The following is a 24212-nucleotide window of genomic DNA, read 5'->3' as shown; positions in this document are numbered from 1 at the left end:
AATGAAAATTATACTCATAGAAGACGAAGAGATGTTACGCAGATCACTGGCATTCTTTTTACGATCTCAGGGGTATGAAGTAGTAGAGTTTGATAATGGGGAGGATGCAATTAATCATATCATACTTCACCATCAGGATATCAGGCTGATCATAACAGATTTAAATCTTCCCTTTGCAGGAGGGAAACAAGTACTGCACGCCAGTAAGGATTTTGGAAATATCAGAAAGGTAGTACTCACATCACAGTCTGTAGAGACTAATGAAGTAGAAGTATTCGACCTGGGGGCAGACGACTTTATAGCAAAGCCTTTCAGCCCACAGGCCTTATTAAGGAGAATAGAAAAAATGATCCTCTGATCTCAAGCTAAAATCAAATACAAGATGCAGAAATTATTACCTGCTTTGTTGCTGTGCTGCAGCATCACAGGGCAGCTTTATGCCCAACAGCCTGACACACTATTCAGCAAAGCCCGGAGCCTTGCTGCGGATAAGAAGTACCCCGAATCTATTTCGGTCATGCAACAACTGCACAACAGCTATCCAGAAAATGAAGATTATACGCTATACTTGTCGAGGCTACATTTCTGGAACAATGATCCGAAACAGGCTGCTTATACATTAAAGACCATTTGCAATGACAAATCATCCAGCAACCTGGAAGCCCTGGATCTGCTGATTCGTGCTGCCCTTGCTCAAAAAAACACAGAGGAGGCTATTCAGCTGGCTGCAAAGGGATCCGTTTTATTCTCTGAAGAGCAGCATAGGTTCCTCTTCCTTAAGGCACAGGCACTGGAGCAGGCGGGCAAAGATACAGATGCGATCATTGCACTGGATAGCATTGCCGCAACAGCACCTAATCATAAAGATGTGGCCTATCTGCTAACGACCATCCTGAAGAAACAGAAAAATTCTCTCAGTGTAAGTTATATGCAAACCGGGGTAAACAAACCCCAAAGCACCACACAGCACTTTGCATATGTAGAGTATGGCCGTACCTTTAAATCACATACACAGTTATTTCGGCTAAACTATGTTAATGCATACGACAAAAGCAGTTTTATGCTGGAAAGTGATGCTTACGTAAAACTGGGTAAAAAGAATTATGTCTACCTCAATGCAGGTGTATCAGACAAGCGTTCGGTCTTCCCGGCAATTAAACTTGGTGCTGAACTTTACCAGGAAGCCCCTCATTTCAGTGCTTCTATGGGTGGGCGTTACCTGTATTTTGCCCGAAATTCCGACGCGATTCTGCTGACCGGGCATATTGCAGGTACTGCACAATCCTGGACACTGAATTACAGGCCGTTTATTCTGCTGCAGCAAAATAAAACGCTACTCTCGCATGTAGCTTATCTGCGCCACTCATTTAGCAACAGGGAGTCTTATATACAGTTCGATGCACAGTATGGCAACCTTCCCTATTTCCTTTATACTACAGACCTGTTTTCCCGTCTGAGTGCTTACCGCATCGGTTTGAGTGGCAAAGCGCGCCTCTGCAGGAACTACTTTGTACAACCAGCAATGATGTTTGAAAAAGAAGAGTACATACCGGATGCTTATCGCAGCAGATATACAATTCAACTAATATTATCAAAAAGGTTCTGATGTACATATATTTCTATAAAGCCTTAAAAAATACAGACCTTACTTTGCTATTCCTCATAACAGGAATCATATTGTTTGCACTTACCGGTATTCTATTTTTATGTGCTACACTGATTAAGAGAAAACGGAAACTGATCAAACAAAAGAAAAAGCAGGTTTATATAGAACAGATTGAGGCAATGTTATTTGCCCTCATATTTGAACAACTTACGATCAAGGAAGTTATAGCACAATACTGGGCCATACCCAAAGACAACTTGTTCAAGAAACTGATGATCCGCTCTGTGGTATCCTTACATCAGAATTACACCGGTAATCAGAAGCTGATCCTAGAGCAGTTCTACACCAAATCAGACCTTTCAGAATACTCCCTCCTGAAATTAAGGTCGATATGGTGGAAACATAAAGTGGAGGGCATACGTGATCTTTCTGCGCTGAATGTAACGGACGCAATACCAGAAATAAGAGACGCATTAGGGCATAACAACGAGCTTGTGAAGAAGGAGGCGTTGATCGGCCTGATTTCACTTGAGGGAATCACCCTGATGAATCAGTCCGAAATAGACCAGATCGATATCGATGACTGGAGTCAGAGTTGTATAATATTCAACATGAAACGAAAACAACAGACCTTTCCTGAAGACATTACCTATCTGCTAAAATCACGGAATGAAAGCCTGGTGCTGTTGGCAGCGCGCATCATTGACTTTTTTCAGTTATACACCTTCTACCCGGCACTGTTGCAGTCGGGCATGCAACTGACCACTGTGAAACACCAGCAGGATCTGGCCCGTATTAAAGAGCGTATTAAAACCTTTATCAGCAATGAATACGACTGAACAGCTTTTACCATTGATGCATGACTTTAATGCAGTCATAATGATATTTGCCGTAACAGTAATGTCTTCTTATATTATCCTTGCGGCCATCTCTACATCGGCATTAAAAGAGTATTTCCGGCGTAATCGTTTCGTACGCTATAATAGTTTGCTGGCCTTACCGGATGCCCCAAGTATCTCACTGATTGCTCCTGCGTATAATGAAGGAAAAACAATACAAGAAAATGTCCACTCACTGCTTAGCATCAATTACAACAATTTTAATGTTATTGTAGTAAATGATGGTAGTAAGGATAATTCCATGGAGGTGCTTACAAAAGCATTCGACCTTATACTTTCAGATGTTGCGTATATAGATACGGTTCCCACAAAAATGGTAAAGGGCATATATGTATCTTCTAACCCCTCGTATGGCCGTCTTATCGTGGTCGACAAAGAGAATGGTGGCAAAGCTGATGCCCTTAATACCGGCATTAATGTAGCCCGCAATCCATATGTAGTCTGTATTGACGTAGATTGCATCATGGATAAGGATGTACTGCTCAAACTGGCAAAGCCCTTCCTGGAAAGTTCCTGTAAAAGAGTGATTGCAACAGGTGGTGTGGTACGCATTGCTAACTCTTGCGTCATCAAATCGGGAAAGCTGGTGAGTGTGCACGCACCTGACAACTTGCTGGCAAGAATACAGGTGCTTGAATACTTACGTGCATTTATGCTGGGCAGAATGGCCTGGGCTAAAATGGACGGACTACTCCTCATCAGTGGTGCTTTTGGCATGTTTGACCGGGAAATTGTACTCGCCTGTGGAGGGTACAATACCCAAACAGTGGGCGAGGATATGGAACTGGTTGTGCGGATGCGCCGCTATATGATTGAACAAAAGCAGCCCTATACGGTGCAGTATATACCCGACCCATTATGCTGGACAGAGGCCCCGGAAAGCTATAAGATCCTGATCAAACAAAGAAGCCGTTGGACCAGAGGCACTTTTGAAACATTGTTATTGCACCGAAAAATTTTCATGAACCCAAAGTATGGTATCCTGGGTATGCTTAGCTATCCATACTGGATGCTGTATGAGTACTGGGCACCAATTATCGAATTTATCGGTCTGATCATTACCATAATTTTTGCCTGCTCAGGCATATTAAACTGGACCTTCTTTGGCCTGCTCCTGATATTTTCCTACATATTTGCAGTAGGTTTCTCCCTGCTGGCAATTTATGTGGAGGAGTCTACTTTTAAGCGATACAACACATTTAAAGACCTACGCAAACTCTTGCTGGCAGCATTGATAGAGCCTATTATATTTCACCCGGTTACGGTATACGCTGCCTTAAAAGGTAACTGGGAAAAGATAAAGGGTAAGAACGGATGGGGAGATATGACTCGCAAAGGCTTTGAAAAGAAAACAATCTAATCGCCAACGGTCATAATAATTCTAACATGGACAATAATAGGCAGCATTTTACACGTTTTAAAAGATAATCGCTAAAGCATTTATTCACTCGACTCATGACAGATCCTAAAACAATAACGCGCCTGAGCAAATACCTAAGCCTTGTATTAAGGCACCAGCCTGAATCTCTGGGCATTGTACTGGATGAAAATGGCTGGACAGAAGTATCGGTATTGCTGCAAAAAATGCAGCTCTCCAATCCGGAACTGAATCGCACACTCCTGGAGCATATTGTAGAGATCAATGCCAAACAACGCTTTGCGTTTAATGAGACCAAAGATAAAATCCGGGCCAATCAGGGGCATTCTGTGTCTGTTCAGCTGAACTACAGTCCCCAACAGCCTCCTGAGGTACTGTATCATGGTACGGCACAGCATTACCTGGACAGCATCCAGCATCAGGGCTTAGTAAAAGGCGCCAGGCATCATGTGCACCTGAGCAAGGATATCGAAACCGCGCGCCAGGTGGGCCAAAGACATGGTAAGCCATCTATATTGTCTATAGACACAAAACAGATGCAACAGGACGGACACCTATTCTATTGTGCAGAAAATGGTGTCTGGCTCACAGAGCAGGTACCTGTTCAATACCTTAAATTATTATAAAATGAGTACAGATATGAAAACAATATTCACTATTGCAGCCTTTGCAGCCATAAGCCTGTATAGTACAGGCTGTGCATCGGAAGGCAAGAAACAATCGCCAGCTACCGGGCAAGAGTCTTCTTTTAGCAAAGATTCAGTAGTATATCAATCCGACAAACTGATCATTACCCGCATCGCGCCGCAGACTTATGTACACACTTCCTATCTGCAAACGAATGATTTTGGGAAAGTACCCTGCAACGGCATGGTCGTTGTGGATGGAACGGATGCAGCCATTTTTGATACCCCGGCCAACGACAGCAGTGCTACAGAGCTGATCGATTACCTGAAAGCACAGCATATAAAGCCTACAGCGGTTGTCGCTACTCATTTTCACGGAGATTGTGTAGGAGGACTAAAAGCATTCCAGGATCAGCATATCCCGTCTTATGCAAGCGAGCAAACAATCAGCCTGCTGCAACAGCAACCGGACAATAAATTTCCGTTGCCCGATCATCCGTTTACCGGCACACTGGAATTGCCTGTAGGCAAAGAAAAGGTCAGCATAGCATATTACGGTCCGGGACACACCAAAGATAATGTAGTGGCTTATTTCGCGAAAGATAAAGTACTCTTCGGCGGTTGCCTGATCAAAGAAATCGATGCGACCAAAGGTTTCCTGGGCGATGCTGACACACTGGCCTGGACAGGGACCGTACAAAAAGTAAAATCTACCTACCCCGATGTACAGCTCATTATTCCTGGTCACGGACAATGGGGAGGCAAGGCGTTGCTTGATTATACAATGAAATTATTCGCTGTAAAAGCCGGTCAATAATCTATCGGCTATCCATAATAAGAATCGGGCTGCATCTGAGATGCAGCCCGATTCTTATTATGGTAATAAAACTATTTATTCTGTTGTTGTTTCTGTACCATTAGCCAGTGCCTTACGGGCAGCACGCTTATGGGTCAGTTTGGTAATTGCTACAAAGAATACCGGTACAATAAAGATGGCCAGTGTTGTAGCTGCAATCATACCCCCAAATACGGTCCAGCCCATGGTATTACGAGACTCAGATGCCGCACCTGATGCCCTCATCAGCGGTACCACTCCCAGGATAAAGGCCATAGAGGTCATCACGATCGGGCGTAAACGCAGGCGTACCGAATGCAATGTTGCCGCGACTACTTCCTGCCCTTTATCAACGCCTTCTTTGGCAAACTCTACAATCAGGATCGCATTCTTGGCAGAAAGCCCGATCAGGGTAATCATACCAATCTGTGCATAGATATTGTTCGTCAGGCTAGGAATAAAGTATAAGGTCAGCATAGATCCGAACAGACCTACCGGAACGGCAAATAATACGCTGAAAGGAATACTCCAGCTCTCATAGAGTGCTGCCAGGAACAGGAATACGAAGATGATTGATGCAGCGAAGATATAAATAGTACTATCTCCTGCCTTGATCTCTTCAAGGCTCATCCCGGAGAATTCGTAGCTATACCCGGCTGGTAATACTTCTGCGGCCACCTCTTTTAAAGCCTCCAGGGCTTGCCCTGAGCTATACCCGTCTTTAGGCGTACCGTTGATCTCGATAGAGCGGTTCATATTAAAGTGCGGGATCACCGAAGGGTTTTCTACCAGTCTTGTAGTCACCATCGTTCCCAATGGGATCATATTACCTTCATTATTCTTCACATAGAATTTATTCAGGTCGCTGGTATTGGTTCGGGAGCTGCTGTCCGCCATCATTACCACACGGAAGTTACGTCCGTAAATATTGAAGTCATTGACATACTGGCTACCCAGCAATCCCGACATGGAGGAATATACATCCGAGATACTCACGCCCAATTTCTTCGCCATTTCACGATTCACATCTACTTTATAAGCCGGTGTTTTCGTATTGAAGAAGGTATAGGCATTTTCAATCTCCGGACGGCTACGCAACTTAGTCAGGAAGTCCTGTCCGATCTTCTCAAATGTCTTGATATCATCAGCACCTGCAGTCTGCAACAGTTGCAGGGTAAAACCATTCGCCTGTCCCAGACCTGGAATAGCAGGTGGGGCTACAACGCGTACATTTGCTTCTTTAATATCCTGTGTGCGTTTGACGATCTCTTTCAGGATAGACTGCACGTGCAGTTCTTTTCCTTTACGCTTATCCCATGGTTCTAGCAGGATGAACATTGTACCCACATTGGATTTACCGGAGCCATTCAGGATATTGAATCCCGGCAGACCACCCACTACTCGGATACCCGGAATCGTTTTTACACGACCAACCAGATCCTGGAACATAGCCCGGCTGCGGGTTATAGAGGAGCCTTCCGGCATCTCATAAGAAACGAATAACTTGCCCTCATCTTCCAATGGTACGAATCCTGTCGGTTTTACCTTCATCAGTAAAGCCAGACCAAAGGTCAGTACCAGCATCAGGGTAACCACGTATGGTGTTTTCTTGATCCATTTGGATACGCCATTGGTATAGCGGTCAGACAGTTTCAGGAAGCGTGCATTGAACCAGTCAAAGAAGCGGTTCATCAGGCTTCTGCGGCGCTCTCCGATCGGTGTTGGCTTCAGCATGATAGAACACAGGGCCGGGGTCAGAGACAGGGCCACAAATGCAGATAACAATACTGATATAGCAATAGTCAGGGCGAACTGCTGGTACATTTTACCAGAGATACCCGGAACGAAACTGATCGGAATGAATACTGCTGCAAGGATTAATGCAATGGCAATAACCGGACCGGAGATCTCACTCATGGCCTGACGCGTTGCATCCTTCGCATTCATCTTATCATGGTCTATCTTATGCTGTACCGCCTCGACAACCACAATGGCATCATCCACCACAATACCGATGGCCAGTACGAAGGCAAACATGGTAAGTGTATTGACTGTAAAGCCAAGCGGGATAAAGACAAGGAAGGTACCGATGATAGATACAGGAATAGCCAGTAATGGAATGAGGGTTGCTCTCCAGTTTTGCAGAAAGAGGAATACTACTAATACTACCAGCAACAGAGCTTCTACGAAGGTGTGCAACACCTCTTCAATAGAGGCTTTTACCACCGTAGCATTCTCGGTCATTACGGCGTAGTCCAGGTCTTTAGGGAATGATTTTTTCAGCTCTTCCATTCTCGCCAGGATGCGGTCATAGGTATCCAGGGCATTAGATCCCGGAGACTGATAGATCAGCATAAAGGCTGCCTGATTTTCGAGGCGATAGCCACCACTGGAGTAATCAAAACTACCCAGTTGTACCTTAGCCACATCTTTCAGGCGCACAAAGCTACCATCTGCAGGATTGGCCCGCACAACGATATCTTCAAATTCAGAAACCGTATTGAGTCGGCTATTGGTCAGTACCGAATATTCAAATGCCTGTGAGCCCGGTTGCGGGCTACCACCAATAGAACCGGCGGCAATCTGTAAGTTCTGTTCTGTAATCGCATTAGAGACATCTTTGGTTGTCAGGTTCAGCGCGGCAAGCTTCTCCGGCTGCAACCAGACCCTCATACTAAAGTCTGAACCACGTGCCATGATATCGCCCACCCCAGCAACACGGGAAAGGGCATCTTTTACGAATATGTTGGTATAGTTATTAATGAACTCCGGGTTATGTGTGTTTTTAGGCGAATACAAAGAGATCGCCATCAACATACTCGGGTTTCTCTTTTTTACCGTAACACCAAGACGCTTGATCGCATCCGGTAATGCCGGCGTAGCCACACTGGCACGGTTTTGTACATCCAGCGTTGCAATATCAATATTAGTACCTACTTCAAAGTTTACTGTAATATTACTGCTACCGCTACCCGTACTGTTACTGGTCATGTAGGTCATACCAGGAGTACCATTGATCTGCGATTCAATGGCGGTAGTCGTTGTCTGTTCCACCGTCTCTGCATCAGCACCGGTAAAGTTTGCACTGATCGATACCGTAGGTGGTGTGATCTCCGGATATTGCGCGATCGGCAAGTTGAACAAAGCTATTAAACCTGTAAGTACGATCACGATAGATACCACAATCGCGGTGACCGGTCTTTTAATAAAAGTTTCTGCAATCATAAAAATGAAATATAGTAAAGTGTATCCGGTGGTGTGTTTTAGTATTTCACTTTAGCACCCTCTTTCAGTTTCTGCTGTCCTTCGATCACGATTTTGGTGCCTGGTGTCAGTCCTTCTTTGATAATAATCTTATCACCCAGCTGGCGGCCTGGTATTACATGCTTTTGCGTAGCAGTATTGCTATCGGTTACAGCATACACGTAGAATTCTCCCAATTGCTCTACCAGTGCTTTGTTAGGAATGATGAACTGTGGTTCCGGATGATCATTTTTCACCCGCATTACGGCGGTCATACCCGAGCGCAGTATTTTATCTTTATTATCAAATACGATACGCACTTTTACCGTTCCGGTATTAGGATCTACCGCACGGTCGATGATATCGATCTTACCGAACACAGGGTATTCATCCGCTCCGAATACCAGTGTAAATATCTGGTCGGAAATATTGCGTTTTTTTAATTGTTCAAAACGGAACACATCACTCTGGTTGATGTTGATGTCTACAGCCATAGGATTGTCTGTAGATACGGTATTCAATTGTGTCTGGCCTGCTACAACAGCTGCGCCCACACGCACTTTAGAGATACCTATAGTTCCGGTAAACGGTGCTACTACGATACCGAAGTTTACATTCGCCTTCATGCTGCTGATATTGGCCTGTGCTGCCTGCACCTGCTTACGGGCCGCTGCCAGTGCTGCATCGGCATAGTCTACCTGCTGCTTGGCGATCGCATCCTGTTTATCCAGCTGGTGGTAACGAGCCGCATCTTTTTCGGCTTTTACCAGATTTGCTTTCTGCACTTCGTAATTGGCTACTGCATTATCGTAATTGGCATTGTACACCGGTACATCAATACTGTATAATCGCTGCCCCTGCTGTACTACCTGTCCGTCCTGGAAATAGATACCGGTAACGGTACCACTGGCCTGTGGTGTAAGAATTACTTCTTTCTGTGCGACTACAGTAGCCGGGTATTCATCATAATATACAGCCGGACTCTGTTCTACCAAAAGTGTAGCCACCGGTGCAGGCGCATTAGCGGCAGCCTTACCATCATCCTTTTTACCACCGCAGGACCATAATGCAGTGCTCATGGTAGCGGCAGCCAGCGTAGTTATATATATATTGGTCTTCATGTTTGAAATATTGCTTAAATACTATTTGGTTTGAATATCGCCCAGGGCTTTTAATACATCTATTTTATCGATCAGGAGCTGGTATACCGCATTGGCATAGTTCAGCTCTGCTTTTTGCAGATCAGTCTGTGCAACCACTACTTCAAGGTAATTTTTGATCCCGGCTTTATACTGTGCATCCAGCACGCGGTACACTTCCTCTGCCAACCCAAGGTTCTCTTTCAGCATCTGGTAGGTATTCCAGTCTGATTTGTAAATGGACAATGCATTCTGGTATTCGGTATTGATCACATTGCGGCTGTTCTCTAATGCCCAACCAGTCTTTTCATACTGAAATTCTGCCTGTTTGATATTCTGACGGCGCTTACCGCCCTGGAATATCGGGAAGCCTACCTGTAATCCTGCAAAGGAGTTAGGGTATCCCTGGTTGTATAATTGCACCAGCTCATCGTTCAGGAAGTTGACATTGTAGTTGGCAAACAAGGATACTGTAGGATATAAAGCCATTTTACGATACTGTACATTGGCTTTATTCAGATTTTGCGTGATCTCTAATTGCTGATACTCTACACGTTTCTGTGGTGCCGGCTCTACAAGGGTATCGACCAGCGCTTCCTGCTCCAGGTTAATCTGTCCGGAAGTCAGTATCAGTGGCTCTTTGGAGGGATAACCCATCAGTTCTTTTAACCGGGCATACTTGGCATCCAGCAATACAACAGCATTGGCTCTCTGGGTCTTGGAGGTATTCAGCGCAATGGTAGCACGGGAATAATCGACCTTGTCTACAATACCCGCATCATACTGATCCCTGGCCACCTTCAGACTTAAAGTCAGGCGGTTAATATCCTCATCCAGCACTTTCATCTGGTACTCTGTTAGCAGTACATTATAAAAAGCCTTGCTGAGGCTGGATTGCAGATCGATCTTGCTTAATACAATTTGTTGCTGTGCCTGTGTGCGCACATCATCTGCTGTGCGACTAGCCAATACGACATCACTGTTAAATACATTCTGGGTAAGTCCCAATTGTAATGCGGACTGGTTATAACGTCCGATACGGACTACCCCTGAGGAGTTGGCCAAGGTCTGCAACTGGAAGTTACGCTGATAGTTGGCAGTGATGCCTATCTGCGGATACCAGTCTGCCAGCTTGCCCTGTACCTGTGATTCTGTAATAGAAGCATCGAGAAAAGATTGCTTCAACACCGGGTTATGCTTCATGGCATAATCAATACATTGATCCAGTGTAGCACTATCCGTAAATGGAGTAGCGGCTTGTTGTGCCTGAGCTTGTACGGAAGTTACGCCACAAGCAAAACACAACAGCCTGAGATAATACTTAAACATCAAAAATATAAATAGATTTTCTTGATAAATAGAAAGAGCGACAAAGGTAGCCGTATCCGGTCTTTTACAATAGCACTTTAACTTATCGCAAAATAAATAATATTGATATAGTCATGTGTTTTACATATAGTTATCAAATAATTAAGGATTATTTTTTTAAAATTATTAACATCTTTCACGCAATATGGCGGCATAAGGCTCTGACTTATTTTAAGTTTTTTTGATGGGTTTACAGCCGTTCCTTTTTTAGAATACATTTAGAAATGCCTGATCTCTATTTCAGCCAAATTAGGGTTACCTTTGTTTTTCGTAGCATTAAATATTTATGTCTGAACATATAAAAGTATTAGGAGCAAGGGTACATAACCTGAAGAATATTGATGTTTCCATTCCTAAAAACAAATTGGTTGTTATTACCGGGTTGAGCGGCAGTGGTAAATCTTCACTGGCATTTGATACCATTTTTGCCGAGGGTCAGCGCCGGTATATGGAAAGCTTTTCGGCTTATGCCCGCCAGTTTATGGGCGACCTCGAGCGACCTGATGTAGATAAGATTACAGGCTTGTCTCCTGTAATTTCCATCGAACAAAAAACAACGAACCGTAATCCGCGCTCTACTGTGGGCACGGTTACAGAAGTATACGATTTTATGCGCCTCTTGTATGCGCGTATAGGCACTGCTTACTCTTATATGAGTGGCAAGGCTATGACGCGCTTTTCTGAAGAGGAAATATTGCAACATATATACGATAACCTTCCGGACGAAAAAATCGTATTGCTCGCACCAATTGTTCGTGGCCGTAAAGGGCATTACCGCGAATTGTTTGAGCAACTGCAAAAGCAGGGATACCTGAAAGTGCGTGTGGACGGTGTTATTGTAGACCTGAAGCCTAAAATGCAGGTTGACCGTTATAAGATCCATGACATCGAACTGGTGGTAGATCGCCTGAAAGTAGATGCAGAAAGCCGTTCCCGCCTAAGCCAGAGCCTGCAGAAGGCCCTGCACCTGGGTAAAGGCCTGCTCTTTGTACAGCAGCATGAAACCAATAAAATACTGCAATACAGCAAACACCTGATGGATATTGAAAGTGGTATTTCTTACGAAGATCCTTCGCCGAATACCTTTTCATTCAACTCTCCATATGGTGCATGTCCGTCCTGCAAGGGTCTGGGTACCGTACATACGATAGACCGCAGTACCATTACTCCTGATCCGGAGAAGAGTATTGCCGGTGGTGGTATTGCGCCTATGAAAGAAGCCCGTGAAGCACAGAGCTACCAGATCGCTGCGAAGTTTGCCAAAAAGAATAAAATTGATGTCAACAAGCCTGTAGGCCAGCTTACCGAACGGGAACTGAACCTGATGCTGTATGGCAATGAAGAAGGTACCATTACTTATGTACCGGAAGAAGGGGGCAATTACAGCTACCTGGAGACGGGAGAATATGAGGGTGTACTGAATATGATGATGCGCTGGTTTAATGAATCTCCTTCTGATTATGTGCGGGACTGGGCAGAGCAATTTATGCAACTGGATAAATGCCCTGAATGTAAAGGTCAGCGCTTAAAACAGGAGAGTCTTTCTTACCTGGTTCACGACCAGAATATTGCACAACTGGCCAACATGCCTTTAAGTGCATTGCATGACTGGTTCTCAACAGTTGAGCCGCATCTGAATAAAAAACAAAATACCATTGCAAAGGATATCCTGAAGGAGATCAGGGATCGTGTGGGCTTCCTGATTGAAGTGGGTCTGCATTATCTTATCCTGAACCGTCCTACCAAAACCCTTAGTGGTGGCGAATCTCAGCGTATACGACTGGCTACACAGATCGGTTCTAAACTGATGGGCATTACCTATATCCTGGATGAGCCTTCTATCGGTCTGCACCAGAGAGACAACCAACAATTGATCACCGCCCTGCAAAATCTGCGGGACGGAGGCAATTCAGTATTGGTTGTAGAGCATGATAAAGACATTATGCTGGCTTCTGATTACTTGTTTGATATAGGACCCGCAGCGGGTATACATGGCGGCCGTATCGTCGCGCAGGGCACGCCACAGGAAGTTTTACAGTCTGGTAGTGTAACCGCACAATACCTGAATCATAAGAAAGAGATTGCAGTACCTAAAGAAAGAAGAAAAGGCAACGGAAATAAACTACAGCTCAAAGGTGCTACAGGTAATAACCTGCAGAATGTTAGTGTGGACATTCCACTGGGTACACTGACCTGTGTAACGGGTGTATCAGGCAGTGGGAAGTCAACCCTGATCAATGAAACGCTCTACCCTATCCTGTCGCGCCATTGCTACCCGCAGAGCAAAATGCAGGCAATGCCGTACAAGTCGATCAGTGGGCTGGAGCATATAGATAAAGTAATTGAGATCGACCAGAGTCCTATTGGCCGTACACCACGCAGTAACCCGGCTACCTATTGTGGTTTCTTCAACGATATTCGCCAGTTATTTACCATGATCCCGGAAGCAAAGATTCGCGGTTATAATGCCGGAAGATTCAGTTTCAATGTGAAAGGTGGCCGTTGTGAAGAATGTCAGGGCGGTGGTATGCGGGTGATTGAAATGAATTTCCTGCCGGATGTATACGTGCCTTGCGAAAAGTGCCAGGGTAAGCGCTATAACCGCGAAACACTGGAGATCCGTTATAAAGGAAAATCGATCTACGATGTACTGGAAATGACCGTTGAAGATGCGGTTGAGTTTTTTGTAAATATGCCTTCCCTGCACCGTAAGGTTAAAACACTGCAGGATGTAGGCCTGGGCTATATTACACTTGGACAGAGTGCCGTGACCTTGAGTGGAGGTGAAGCACAAAGGGTAAAACTGGCTACAGAATTATCTAAGAAGGATACCGGTAAAACGATTTATATCCTCGATGAGCCCTCTACCGGTCTGCATTTCGAAGATATCAATCATTTGCTGTCTGTGCTGAACAAACTGGTAGATCGTGGCAATACGGTAGTCGTAATTGAGCACAATCTGGATATTGTAAAAGTTGCCGATTATATTATCGATATTGGTCCTGAAGGTGGTATTGGTGGCGGACAGGTTGTTGCCAAAGGTACGCCGGAACAGATTGCCAAGAAAAAAGGCAGTCATACCGGGCATTTTCTGGCGCTGGAACTGAAACACAATATGTTATAACCCTGTTAACAATTAAATATCTGTTGGGTAATTAGGCCCGAATAATTTTATTTGTCGGATCATTCACTCGAAAAAAACAAAAATTATGGGATTTATTAAAGAATTTAAGGAGTTTGCCGTAAAAGGCAATGTTATTGATCTGGCAGTCGGTGTAGTTATCGGTGGTGCCTTTAGCAGCATTATTAAATCTCTGGTTGATGATATCATTACCCCGGCCATTCTGACTCCGGCACTGAAAGCGGCCAACTTATCTGACCTTGCCCAGCTTACCGTTCCGGGTACTGCCATCAAATACGGTAACTTTATCTCTCAGATCATCTCATTTATTATTATTGCCTTTGCCCTGTTTCTGATCGTAAAAGCATTTAATAGAATGAAGAAAGCTGAGCCGCCTGCAGCCCCAGCAGAGCCAAGTGCAACAGATAAACTGTTGATGGAAATCCGCGATGAACTGAAAAAGAAATAAGCATGATGCTTCATAAATAATACCAATAAAGGCTTCCGATCGGAAGCCTTTATTAGTATATCTACTGTATAAATATATTGTGTTTTCTTAGAACGGAAGATCGTCACCAACACCCGGATCAAAAGAAGGACCCTGAGGCTGCTGAGGAGGCGTATAAGATGGCTGAGCAGGTGCTTGCTGCATACCACCGCCATATTGCTGTTGTGGTTGCTGATAGCCGCCTTGCTGCTGCTGTTGCATAGCAGGCTCTACTCTCCATGCATTCAGGTTGGTGATATAACGCACCTGACCGTCTTTTTCCCATTTGTTACCTCTGATATCGAAACTTACTTTAACGTCCTGTCCTAATTGGAACTGATCGATCATCGCACAGGCATTGTTCACTAACTGAAAAGAAGCAAAGTTAGTAAAAGTCATGCCCGTATTGGTTTGTTGTGAGATTTCTATCACAAATTCTCTTTTAGAGAAGTTTTCCTTTATTTGCTGGGTAGGCTGTTTCACAATTAATTTACCCGTTACTTCTAAAGCCATAGATTCTAAATTAGTATATTATATAAAGCACAAAATTACGATTCTTTCCTAGCAGAGCCAAAAAAAGTGCACCCTCGCGGGCGCACTTACAAGTAATATTTATGCACATGATCTGAATTAAAGTTCTGCGTTATACAGAGACTCATCAGACACACGGCGTACACCGTAGAACTGGAAAGATTTTCTTTTATATCCTTTCTTGAAGTATACATCAGTATTTCCTTCTTCCGGCATTGTAATCCAGTCTCTTGTCTTAGGATTATACCAACGGTAAACGTCTACACGGTTAGCCATACGGGTATTGGATGCATAGAATTGCAGTCTTTTCTCTTTATACCCCATTTTCAGCATCTGATCGTCTGTATACTCATCTTCCGTAACAGAAACCTGATCTTTAGTGGTTGGGTTGAACCAGGAGTATACTGCAACTCTGTTCACGCCAGGCTCACGAAAAGCATAGAATAGTAAAGTTTTATCTTTATATTTCCAGTTTAACAACTGACCTTCCTGGAACTCATTATCTGCCAAAGTCACATAGGTCTTATCCGTAGGATTGTACCAACGGTATACTGCAATCATTTCAGGATTTTGTTGCGCAAAGGCTGAACTTCCGAAAAACATACCTGCAGCTAACGCAGATAATAGTACAATTCTTTTTTTCATAATTATTATTAAGATAAAAAATTCTAAATTTCTGCCAAATTACTAAAATATTTGTCTTTAACAAACTTTTTCGTTTTTTTTTGAGTCTTATCTGCCCACTTAAAAAGGTATCTGAGCAAAGTAGCCTTTACATATGCAAAAAATCTATTATTGGCAATATAAAATAGTGATCTTTGCACATATTTATGTAATTTGGGCTCCATTTTGAAAAGAGGAATTTTATGCAAGAAGTTTATATCAACAGACTGGCAAAGTATCTACCGAACGATCCCATTCCGAACAGCGATATTGAAGAAGTATTAGGATATATCAACGGCAAACCGTCACGTGCTAAAACGATTGTTTTGCGCAATAACGGTATCAAAAGCCGCCACTATGCATTTAAAGAAGGTAAATCAACCCATAGCAATGCAGAACTTACGGCACTGGCGGTGAAGCAACTGTTTCCGGATGGTCACGTAGACACTGATCTGCTGACCTGCGGCACAACCTTCCCGGATCAGATCCTGCCTTCGCATGCGGCGATGACGCTGGGTTTACTGAATACGCATCCGACTGAAATATACAGTCCTTCAGGTGCCTGTTGCTCCAGCATACAGGGCCTGAAACATGCTTTCCTGTCGATCAAATGTGGGGATGCGCACAATGCTGTTGCTACCGGTTCTGAAAAATTATCCAATATGATGGATGCTCCGAAATTTGACGGAGAATTTGACGGAACAGATGCGATTGATCAGAACGGATATATTGCTTTCGAAAAAGATTTCTTGCGTTATATGCTCTCCGATGGTGCAGCTGCGGCTTATCTTTCCGACCAGGCAAATACAGATGGCATTTCCCTGCGTATTGACTGGATAGATATGACCTCCTACAGCAATGAACTGGAGACTTGTATGTATGCAGGCAGCGATAAAGATGAGCATGGAAATGTGGTGAGCTGGAAAGATATGGATGCCCGCGAATGGCGCTCCCAGAGCGTGTTTGCGGTAAAACAGGATACCCGACTGCTGGGACAGTTTATTGTTGCAAAAGGTGTAGGATTCCTGGAAGATATCATTGCCAAAAGAGGTATTGACCTTTCCTCATATCATCATTTCCTTCCCCACCTGTCCTCTAACTTTTTCCGCCAGGAAATCCACAAAGGACTGGCGATTAAAGGGCTGGCAATCCCGGATGAAATCTGGTTTACGAACCTCGACCGTGTAGGCAATGTAGGCTCTGCTTCTCCCTTCCTGATGCTGGAAGAAATCTTCCATTCAGACAAATTGAAGAAAGGGGATAAGATACTGATGATGATCCCTGAAAGTGCACGATTTATCTACGCATATATCCAACTTACGGTGGTATAACCACAACAAACTGTATGAAGAAAATACTGGTATTGTACTTTACTCAAAGCGGACAGATGAAAGACATCCTGTCCGGCTTATGTGCAGATATACAAGATAAAGCGCAGATCGACTTCGCACCAATATCACTTGTGAATCCCTACCCTTTTCCCTGGGCACAATACGATACTTTTTTTGATGCGATGCCGGAATCGGTGCTGGGCATTACCTTCCCGGTAAATCCGATGCCGCAGATCATGGAGAAAGACTATGACCTGGTGATCCTGGGTTACCAACCCTGGTTCCTCTCTCCGTCTATTCCATTCAACAGTTTTCTGCATAGCGAATGGTCTGCTGTGCTGAAAGATAAGCCTGTGGTGACAGTAATCGGTTGCCGCAATATGTGGCTGAATGCACAGGAGCGTGTCAAAAACAGATTACAGGAACTGAATGCAAGACTGGTGGGCAATATCGCACTGGACGACAAACATCCTAATATTGCGTCTACGCTTTCTATCGTACGCTGGATGCTGAAGGGCCAGAAAGAAGCGACTGAAAAGTCTCCTGAAGCAGGTGTGTCTATGGCGGATATTAAAGCCAGCAAACGCTTTGGCAATACAATCCTTTACTGGCTGCAGGAACAGCAGGCCGATGATGCACTGCAACCGCAACTACTGGCTGAGGGGGCTATACAACTACGTCCTAACCTGATTGTTATGGAAGGCAATGGTGCCAGATTATTTCCTAACTGGGCTGCAAATGCTCGTAAGCTGGGCCTGCCGGGAGATCCTGCAAGGCAGAAGGTGTTGAAAAAATTTAAGGTGGTTTTATTTATTTCCATCTTTATTCTTTCCCCGGTATCAGGCAGCTTGGCCAAACTAAAAACCATTCTGCAGAAGAAGAAGATCATGGATGATCTGCACTACTTCCGCGGTATAAAATATATCAAAGGTAAGATCGGCAAAGAAGTTATGCCGGCACCCTAAAAATCAAAACGCCCTTATAGTAGATAAGGGCGTTTTAATTTACATATACTAATCATTGCTCCATCTATCGTTATAATTAATAACCATTCTCTTTATTAGCAATGTTCAAATTTCTTCCCGGGTTGCTGATTGTATATTTCTTCGTTCTGCACACTTCCTGTAGCACTACTACAGAAAGTAATAAGCCCAGTTTATTTGATTCCTGTTATGCACTAAAGCCATTATCTTCAATAAAACCAAAGGCACAGGAATGGGAATGGAAAGCTATGCATCCGGAGGAATTACAGGTTCCTGTAAAAACGTACATTTATGATAAGCCTCCCAGAGCAAATGGCAAGCGACAAAAACTATACACCGTAAAACTGGGTAGTTTTGACCGTACCGGAAACGAAATTTATCATATAGTGCGTGCATACCTTCAAAGTTTTTTCCAGATTGAAGTTGACACTTTAAAAACGATATCCGTACAAGAGATCCCAGCGGGAGCAAGCCGCCAAAATGAATATGGGAAACAACTACAGACTCATTACATATTAGACAGTATTTTAAGTGTGCATAAACCAGATGATGCCTATGCCGTTATTGCATTTTCGCTGTATGATCTGTATCCCGATGATCGGTGGAATTATGTTTTCGGGCAAGCAAGTCTGAATCAAGGAGTTGGGGTATGGAGTATGGCATGTTTTGGCAACTACCGGGAAAGTAAAGCAGCCTATACGCTATCACTACTGCGTACGATGCAGGTTGCTGCTCATGAAACAGGACATATGCTCGGCATTACTCATTGTGTACAATATGCCTGTTGTATGAACGGAAGCAATTCCTTACAGGAGAGTGATGCACAACCACAATGGCTTTGTTGGGAATGTATGGCTAAAGTATGTTGGAATCGTAATATCAATGTGGCCAGCCATATAAAAGCATTATACTTATTCCATCATAGATATACCCGAAATGCTGACTGTATCAGCTATTACGGCAAGGCATTAACCTTATTAAAACCCAAAGCCAATCAATGAGTTATCTTTGCAGCACTGAACTATATTGATGATAATGAATGGTATAAAGGTTTTACAATGCTGTAGTCTTCTCCTCTCAGGTATGGTAACACAGGCGTATGCACAATACAATGACAGTACGCATTACATGACCGGGGCACAGGCCAGCGGCACTTTTAACAAGACTAATGACGGACTTACGATGCTGTTTAATAACAGTATCAGGGGCGGCATGAAATTCAACAGCTTTGTGATGAACGCCAATAGTAGCTGGATCTATGGTAAGACACCTGCTAAGTTGAGTAACAATGACTGGAACACCGCAGTGGACTTCAACCTGTATAAAACGCTTCCTCATTTTTATTACTGGGGCCTGCTGACACATACCTCCAGCTATTCCTTAAAAATAAGGAATCAGCTCCAGGGCGGATTGGGTATTGCCTATCGTGTGTGGGACAAACCTCATTTCCGGGTCAGCATCAGTAATGGCATTATTTATGAAACCAGCAGCATTATCCAGACCGATTCCAGTATACTGAATTATGCCACTTTACGTAATTCGCTCAGGATACAATTCAATTATAATTATAAAGAAATATTCAAAATAAGAGGAGTCGGATTCTACCAGCCTTCACTTGAGTACCGGAATGATTATATCCTCAATGCCAATGCCAGCCTGAATGTAAAGCTATGGCGATGGCTCAATTTTACTACTACAGCAAACTATAATAAGATCAGTCGCACGAAAAGGGAAAATTTCATTTTCACCTATGGATTAACGGCTGAGTATTATTTCTAAAAACGAAATAGGTGCCGGAAAACCGGCACCTCTCGCACTCTCTATTTATACAAATCACCCCCTGAGAGGAGTCTCTTATTGCTTGATTACTTTTACCCATTCGGCATGTCCGTCGCGGATAATACCAACCAGGTACTGTGCCGCTGGCAGGCTGGCTAAACTGATCTGAGCAGTAGCACCTTTGGCAGTTTCCTGCATCAGTACACGGCCGCTCATATCCATAACACGGATTACAGATCCGGCTTGTGTGCCCTGTACCTGTACCAGATCATTTGTTTGCGTCGGGAATACCTGCAGTGTGTTGTTACAGCTCAATACCGCAGTTCTTACACCACTGTAAGCAATACTGTTATCATGATCAACCAGTTTTAATCTGTAGTATGATTTTCCGGAAGCAGCTGTAGCATCTTTATATGTATACTCGCTGTAAGATCCTGTTGCGGTTACAGTAGCAATGGCAGTAAAGTCACGTCCGTTTTCACTGCGTTCTACCACAAAGTGTCTGAAGTTTTTCTCCTCTGCAGATGCCCATTCCAGGGTCACTGCACATTCATTATTTACAGTAGCAGTAAATGAGATCAACTCTACCGGTAATGGCTGTGTAAAGTTTACGGTATAAGTAGCCGGTGCAGTACTTGACTGTTTCGCTGCATCTACAGCAGAATATGTAAAGACTGTCTGCAAGGTACCAGCAGGAGTATTATTACCTGGTGTTACTGACAGCAGTGCCGGGTTGTAGTTATATACAGTATCTCCAACTTGTACTACATTACCATTATACTTCAATATAAATCCGTTTGTAGGTAAGGTATTGATCACCGCAGCACGGTTATTCCAGTTGGCCTGCACACCATTATTATCTTCCATATCAGATCCCTGTAATGGCAGATCAGAGAGACTATAATTTGTTCCCTTAACTGGTGCACCGCTGATATTCTTAGTACGGTTATAGCTCATCGGTAATCTCTGAAAACCGAAGTTTACTTCAGTAATATCTGTCAGGATGCTTAATGGCGTAACACCTACTTTACTGGCAAGGGTATTCAGTAATTGTCCTAATAAATTTCCTATTCCAGTATTGCTTCCGGTGAAAGACCAGTTGTCAGCAGTAGCCCCAGAGAATACAGAACCATTCAATTGTTTTTTTGTGCTTACGGCAACATTATAAGATCCGTATTCCGGAGCAAACAATACATAGCTGCCATCTGCCTGTACAGGGCTCTGTGCCAGGATATGATTGTCTGATGGGTCCAGCAGGTAAGCATATAACGGACTATTGGTTAAGGAACTGATCAGTGTACCATCTACCAGGTTATTGGTCAAGCCATTGGCATCATTAAAAATCTTACCGCTGATTTTATAAGAAGATTTCTTCAGGAAGAAGTTATCAAAATAGGCATCATTACCGGCAATATCAGAAGAAGTTACCAGAAAGTAAACCCCATAATCTCCATTATACTGTGCAATAAAATCCGTAAATGCTTTGTTCCAGCCAAAGTTTATGCTGTCTGTAGCATCGCTCGTAGTCGGCTCTACGGTAATAGATCCCAAGGCTGCAGTATCTCCGGTAGATAATCTTTTTACAAAGTACTTCACTACTGAAGGTTTCGCAACGCTTGCACCCTGCTGCCATTTATTGGCAGACTTCCCGAAGAAGCCCATGGAGTAGGTATTGCCTGCTGCCAGGGAAACGGTATCAGCAAATATTACAGCATTCATGCTGCTATCCTGCTGGCCGCTACCATTAACTGCCAGGAAGCGGTCGTTCCAGGCTCCGGTAGTCGCACCTGTAGATACGCGCCAACCATAACTCATATTATTCAGGATACCTTTCAGGCCCAGATTTGGTCCTGCTGTTTCCAGGAATACAGTACCCAGAAAATCGGTTACCAGATATTTACCTTCATCCCACAGAAAACCGCTGCCACCATAGTTTCCACTCTGATAGGTATAATTTGTACCTGTAGTGTAACCTGTTACATTGGAATATAATTCCGGATGACTATTGGTTAAGGAGAAATATTTTGTGTTTGGATGATTTTTAAGGAAAGCATTATCACTGGTGTCACTCACACCAAATGTTCCGTTATCGGCATTGGTAATCAGGTTAGGATATTCCAACAGCTGTGCTGCTGCTGCGGTGGTAGTCGGAGGTAAAAATCCGAAATTGATCACGCCACCAATGCTATATTGATTTGCCAGTACATTAGAAAAAAGATAGCTACCGTCTGCAGCAAGTGCAGGAAAGCTCAGGCCCGACTGAGGCATCGGCTCTGTTCTTGGTTGCAGGTTTAAAGAAGGCTTCGCTGTTACCGTAAAGATTTCCAGGCCGTCAAGCTCAGATCCGCTGAACTGGTAAGCACCGGTAAGTCCTGTAGTGCGCGTGGCAACCGGGGCTGCGGTGGACAGCGATTTCAGCCATACTTTGGTACCGACTACGGGCAGTTCTGTAACTTCTTTTTTATTATTCAGGTTATTGTCCAGGAATACACTACCGCTGATAGAAAAGTCTTCAAACAATTCTGCTTCAGCCAGGTACATTTTCTGGGATGATGTAGTATTGACAATACGATAATAGCGATAAGCTGTAGTATTTGTCAGGTTAAAAAATTTACGGGATCCTTGCTGTTCCCAGCTGTTTCCGGAGCGGGTGTCTAAGGTTACATAACCGCTGTTAGCACTGTTTGAGGCTTCAATACGCCAGCTTGAGGGGTTAAAACCGGTTTCCGTAGTGTTCGACAAAGCATAACCTTTGATCGTTTTTGCACTACCCAGGTCTATACGACAGGTGCCGCTGCTGCTCAGGCTAATGTAAGTGTTTACTGCATTATCAACAACATTAGCTCCATTTGTTCCGGAACTGAGTGTGATAGCGGTGCTAGTGGTGGTTGCATCAGTGAGGGGAGTTTGTGCAACAAGGATGGGACCCATTAACGATGCGCATAGGCATAGGAATCCCTTTGAGATAAGTGTACTCTTCATATACAGCTCATATTTAAATGCGTTATTTAATATATGACTGAAATACCGTACGGTTTATGGCAAGAACTACATACTCCTGTCACAAGGAGAAAAAATAATAATGGGTACTTGCTATACATGTTTATTGTAAAGTACTGAACAGCTCTTCAGTCTTTAGCATAATCATATAACATAAATTCATGCGATGGTTTTCAATCATAGAAAACTTCCGAATTACCTGCATTATTACATTTAAAAATGTGATGCTTAAGTGTTGTTTCGGTTAAGGGTTGAGTGGCATATAATAGCTATCAAAACAGCTCATATTTAAACAGACTTATATATACCTTTTTTGTGCTTTAGCGGGTGCAAAGATATGACCCTCTTTCCTTTAAATTTGTAGTAAGCCTTGTCAAAAACTGTAGTATTTTTACTACAGTAACTATCATTTTTTATACAGTACAAGCTTATGTCTATTTAAATCGAATACATTAACAATTCACTAGGATTCAATTATGCTTTTTTTATTAACTCTACATTTCGGTAATATCCAGAAAACAATATCTTCGTATTCTACGATCCTAGAATTATAATAATACCCAATGAAAATTCTTATTGCTGATGATCATTCTGTTGTACGGTTTGGAGTAGGACAGATAGTGAGAAACGTGTATCCAAATGCAGAAATCCTGACGGCTGTAGATTTCAGCAGTATGCTGACTACTATTAAATCTTTCCAGCCAGATCTTATTATTTCTGATATCAATATGCCAGGCTGTGATAATGTGAACCTGGTAAAGAGAATAAAAGCAGAAAGCAGTACGGCCAAGCTACTCGTATTTTCTGCCTATGCTGAGGAACTGTATGCCCCACGCCTGTTACAGGATGGTGCAGATGGTTACCTGCATAAAGATGCTGAGCTGCACGTGATCCATAAGGCATTGAGAGATGTGCTGGATAAAGGCCGATTTGTGAGCCAGAATATGATGAACTATTTCCTGGATAAAAGCCTTCATAAAAAAGGGGTAGAGCATAATCCGCTCAAACAATTATCCAACAGGGAAATGGAAGTAGCATTGCTATTGTCTCAGGGACTGGGTATGCTGGAGATCTCCAATACGCTGAATCTGCACTCGAGTACTGTAAGTACTTATAAAAACCGGGTGTTTGAGAAGCTGAATATTTCCAACATTGCCGATCTGCTTAACCTGATCAGGACTTATCAGAACCCCGATATATAATATTCAAACAATAAGGGCAGG

19 protein-coding genes are annotated in these 24212 nt (G+C 43.5%); 13 read left to right on the top strand and 6 right to left on the bottom strand.

Annotated elements, in window-relative coordinates:
* The first annotated feature begins 1 nt into the window (after position 1).
* The 6 genes from EMP01_RS07045 to bla all read left to right on the top strand — a co-directional run bounded on the left by EMP01_RS07045 (position 2) and on the right by bla (position 5326).
* Complete coding sequence (locus tag EMP01_RS07045) at positions 2 to 358, top strand: response regulator transcription factor (RefSeq protein ID WP_129020803.1); 357 nt, start codon at positions 2 to 4, stop codon at positions 356 to 358.
* 24 nt (positions 359 to 382) lie between these two features.
* Positions 383 to 1606, top strand: a complete 1224-nt coding sequence (locus EMP01_RS07040; protein WP_129020802.1) for a YaiO family outer membrane beta-barrel protein — start codon at positions 383 to 385, stop codon at positions 1604 to 1606.
* The gene (locus EMP01_RS07035; protein WP_129020801.1) at positions 1606 to 2445 is read left to right on the top strand and encodes a hypothetical protein; all 840 of its coding nucleotides are present in this window, start codon (positions 1606 to 1608) and stop codon (positions 2443 to 2445) included. The genes EMP01_RS07040 and EMP01_RS07035 overlap by 1 nt, the downstream gene beginning before the upstream one ends.
* On the top strand, positions 2432 to 3865 hold the full coding sequence (locus EMP01_RS07030; protein WP_202616020.1) for a glycosyltransferase family 2 protein: 1434 nt from the start codon (positions 2432 to 2434) through the stop codon (positions 3863 to 3865). The genes EMP01_RS07035 and EMP01_RS07030 overlap by 14 nt, the downstream gene beginning before the upstream one ends.
* A 95-nt stretch (positions 3866 to 3960) precedes the next feature.
* A complete protein-coding gene (locus EMP01_RS07025) occupies positions 3961 to 4509 on the top strand; it encodes an RNA 2'-phosphotransferase (RefSeq protein ID WP_129020800.1) in 549 nt (182 codons plus the stop codon).
* Positions 4510 to 4522: 13 nt separating this feature from the next.
* Positions 4523 to 5326, top strand: coding sequence for a subclass B1 metallo-beta-lactamase (bla, locus tag EMP01_RS07020; RefSeq protein WP_161971246.1), 804 nt, complete (start codon positions 4523 to 4525; stop codon positions 5324 to 5326).
* A 75-nt stretch (positions 5327 to 5401) separates the two neighbouring features.
* Here bla and EMP01_RS07015 read toward each other — a convergent pair whose 3' ends face one another.
* Genes EMP01_RS07015 through EMP01_RS07005 form a run of 3 tightly spaced genes read right to left on the bottom strand, consistent with a single transcriptional unit; the run spans position 5402 to position 11055 of the window.
* On the bottom strand, positions 5402 to 8569 hold the full coding sequence (locus EMP01_RS07015) for an efflux RND transporter permease subunit (protein ID WP_129020798.1): 3168 nt from the start codon (positions 8567 to 8569) through the stop codon (positions 5402 to 5404).
* A gap of 38 nt (positions 8570 to 8607) precedes the next feature.
* Positions 8608 to 9708, bottom strand: coding sequence for an efflux RND transporter periplasmic adaptor subunit (locus EMP01_RS07010; protein ID WP_129020797.1), 1101 nt, complete (start codon positions 9706 to 9708; stop codon positions 8608 to 8610).
* 21 nt (positions 9709 to 9729) lie between these two features.
* The gene (locus EMP01_RS07005) at positions 9730 to 11055 is read right to left on the bottom strand and encodes a TolC family protein (protein ID WP_129020796.1); all 1326 of its coding nucleotides are present in this window, start codon (positions 11053 to 11055) and stop codon (positions 9730 to 9732) included.
* A 325-nt stretch (positions 11056 to 11380) separates the two neighbouring features.
* On the opposite strand from EMP01_RS07005, the gene uvrA reads away from it, so the two are divergent.
* Both uvrA and mscL read left to right on the top strand, forming a co-directional pair.
* Entirely contained in the window at positions 11381 to 14218 is a 2838-nt protein-coding gene (uvrA, locus tag EMP01_RS07000; RefSeq protein ID WP_129020795.1) for an excinuclease ABC subunit UvrA, read from the top strand.
* Positions 14219 to 14303: 85 nt separating this feature from the next.
* Positions 14304 to 14684, top strand: coding sequence for a large conductance mechanosensitive channel protein MscL (gene mscL, locus EMP01_RS06995; RefSeq protein ID WP_129020794.1), 381 nt, complete (start codon positions 14304 to 14306; stop codon positions 14682 to 14684).
* Positions 14685 to 14771: 87 nt separating this feature from the next.
* Here mscL and EMP01_RS06990 read toward each other — a convergent pair whose 3' ends face one another.
* Complete coding sequence (locus EMP01_RS06990; RefSeq protein ID WP_129020793.1) at positions 14772 to 15215, bottom strand: DUF3127 domain-containing protein; 444 nt, start codon at positions 15213 to 15215, stop codon at positions 14772 to 14774.
* A 117-nt stretch (positions 15216 to 15332) separates the two neighbouring features.
* Positions 15333 to 15878: a hypothetical protein gene (locus EMP01_RS06985; RefSeq protein ID WP_129020792.1), complete on the bottom strand. Its 546-nt coding sequence runs from the start codon at positions 15876 to 15878 to the stop codon at positions 15333 to 15335.
* 221 nt (positions 15879 to 16099) lie between these two features.
* Between EMP01_RS06985 and EMP01_RS06980 the strand changes: the two genes are divergently transcribed.
* From EMP01_RS06980 to EMP01_RS06965, 4 genes are all read left to right on the top strand, one after another.
* Positions 16100 to 17227: a beta-ketoacyl-ACP synthase III gene (locus EMP01_RS06980; RefSeq protein ID WP_129020791.1), complete on the top strand. Its 1128-nt coding sequence runs from the start codon at positions 16100 to 16102 to the stop codon at positions 17225 to 17227.
* A gap of 14 nt (positions 17228 to 17241) precedes the next feature.
* Positions 17242 to 18192, top strand: coding sequence for a dialkylrecorsinol condensing enzyme DarA (locus EMP01_RS06975; RefSeq protein ID WP_129020790.1), 951 nt, complete (start codon positions 17242 to 17244; stop codon positions 18190 to 18192).
* Between the two features lie 101 nt (positions 18193 to 18293).
* Entirely contained in the window at positions 18294 to 19211 is a 918-nt protein-coding gene (locus tag EMP01_RS06970) for an archaemetzincin (RefSeq protein WP_129020789.1), read from the top strand.
* Between the two features lie 82 nt (positions 19212 to 19293).
* A complete protein-coding gene (locus EMP01_RS06965; protein WP_161971245.1) occupies positions 19294 to 19989 on the top strand; it encodes a DUF481 domain-containing protein in 696 nt (231 codons plus the stop codon).
* 75 nt (positions 19990 to 20064) lie between these two features.
* On the opposite strand, the gene EMP01_RS06960 is transcribed toward EMP01_RS06965, so the two are convergent.
* Positions 20065 to 22920 (bottom strand): T9SS type A sorting domain-containing protein, encoded by a 2856-nt coding sequence (locus tag EMP01_RS06960; protein WP_161971244.1) that lies wholly within the window; start codon positions 22918 to 22920, stop codon positions 20065 to 20067.
* A 632-nt stretch (positions 22921 to 23552) separates the two neighbouring features.
* Here EMP01_RS06960 and EMP01_RS06955 point away from each other — a divergent pair.
* Positions 23553 to 24191: a response regulator transcription factor gene (locus EMP01_RS06955; RefSeq protein WP_129020786.1), complete on the top strand. Its 639-nt coding sequence runs from the start codon at positions 23553 to 23555 to the stop codon at positions 24189 to 24191.
* Positions 24192 to 24212 lie beyond the last annotated feature (21 nt).

The organism is Edaphocola flava, assembly GCF_004118155.1.
Taxonomy (GTDB): domain Bacteria; phylum Bacteroidota; class Bacteroidia; order Chitinophagales; family Chitinophagaceae; genus Edaphocola; species Edaphocola flava.
This window is presented reverse-complemented; position numbering and strand designations above follow the sequence as displayed.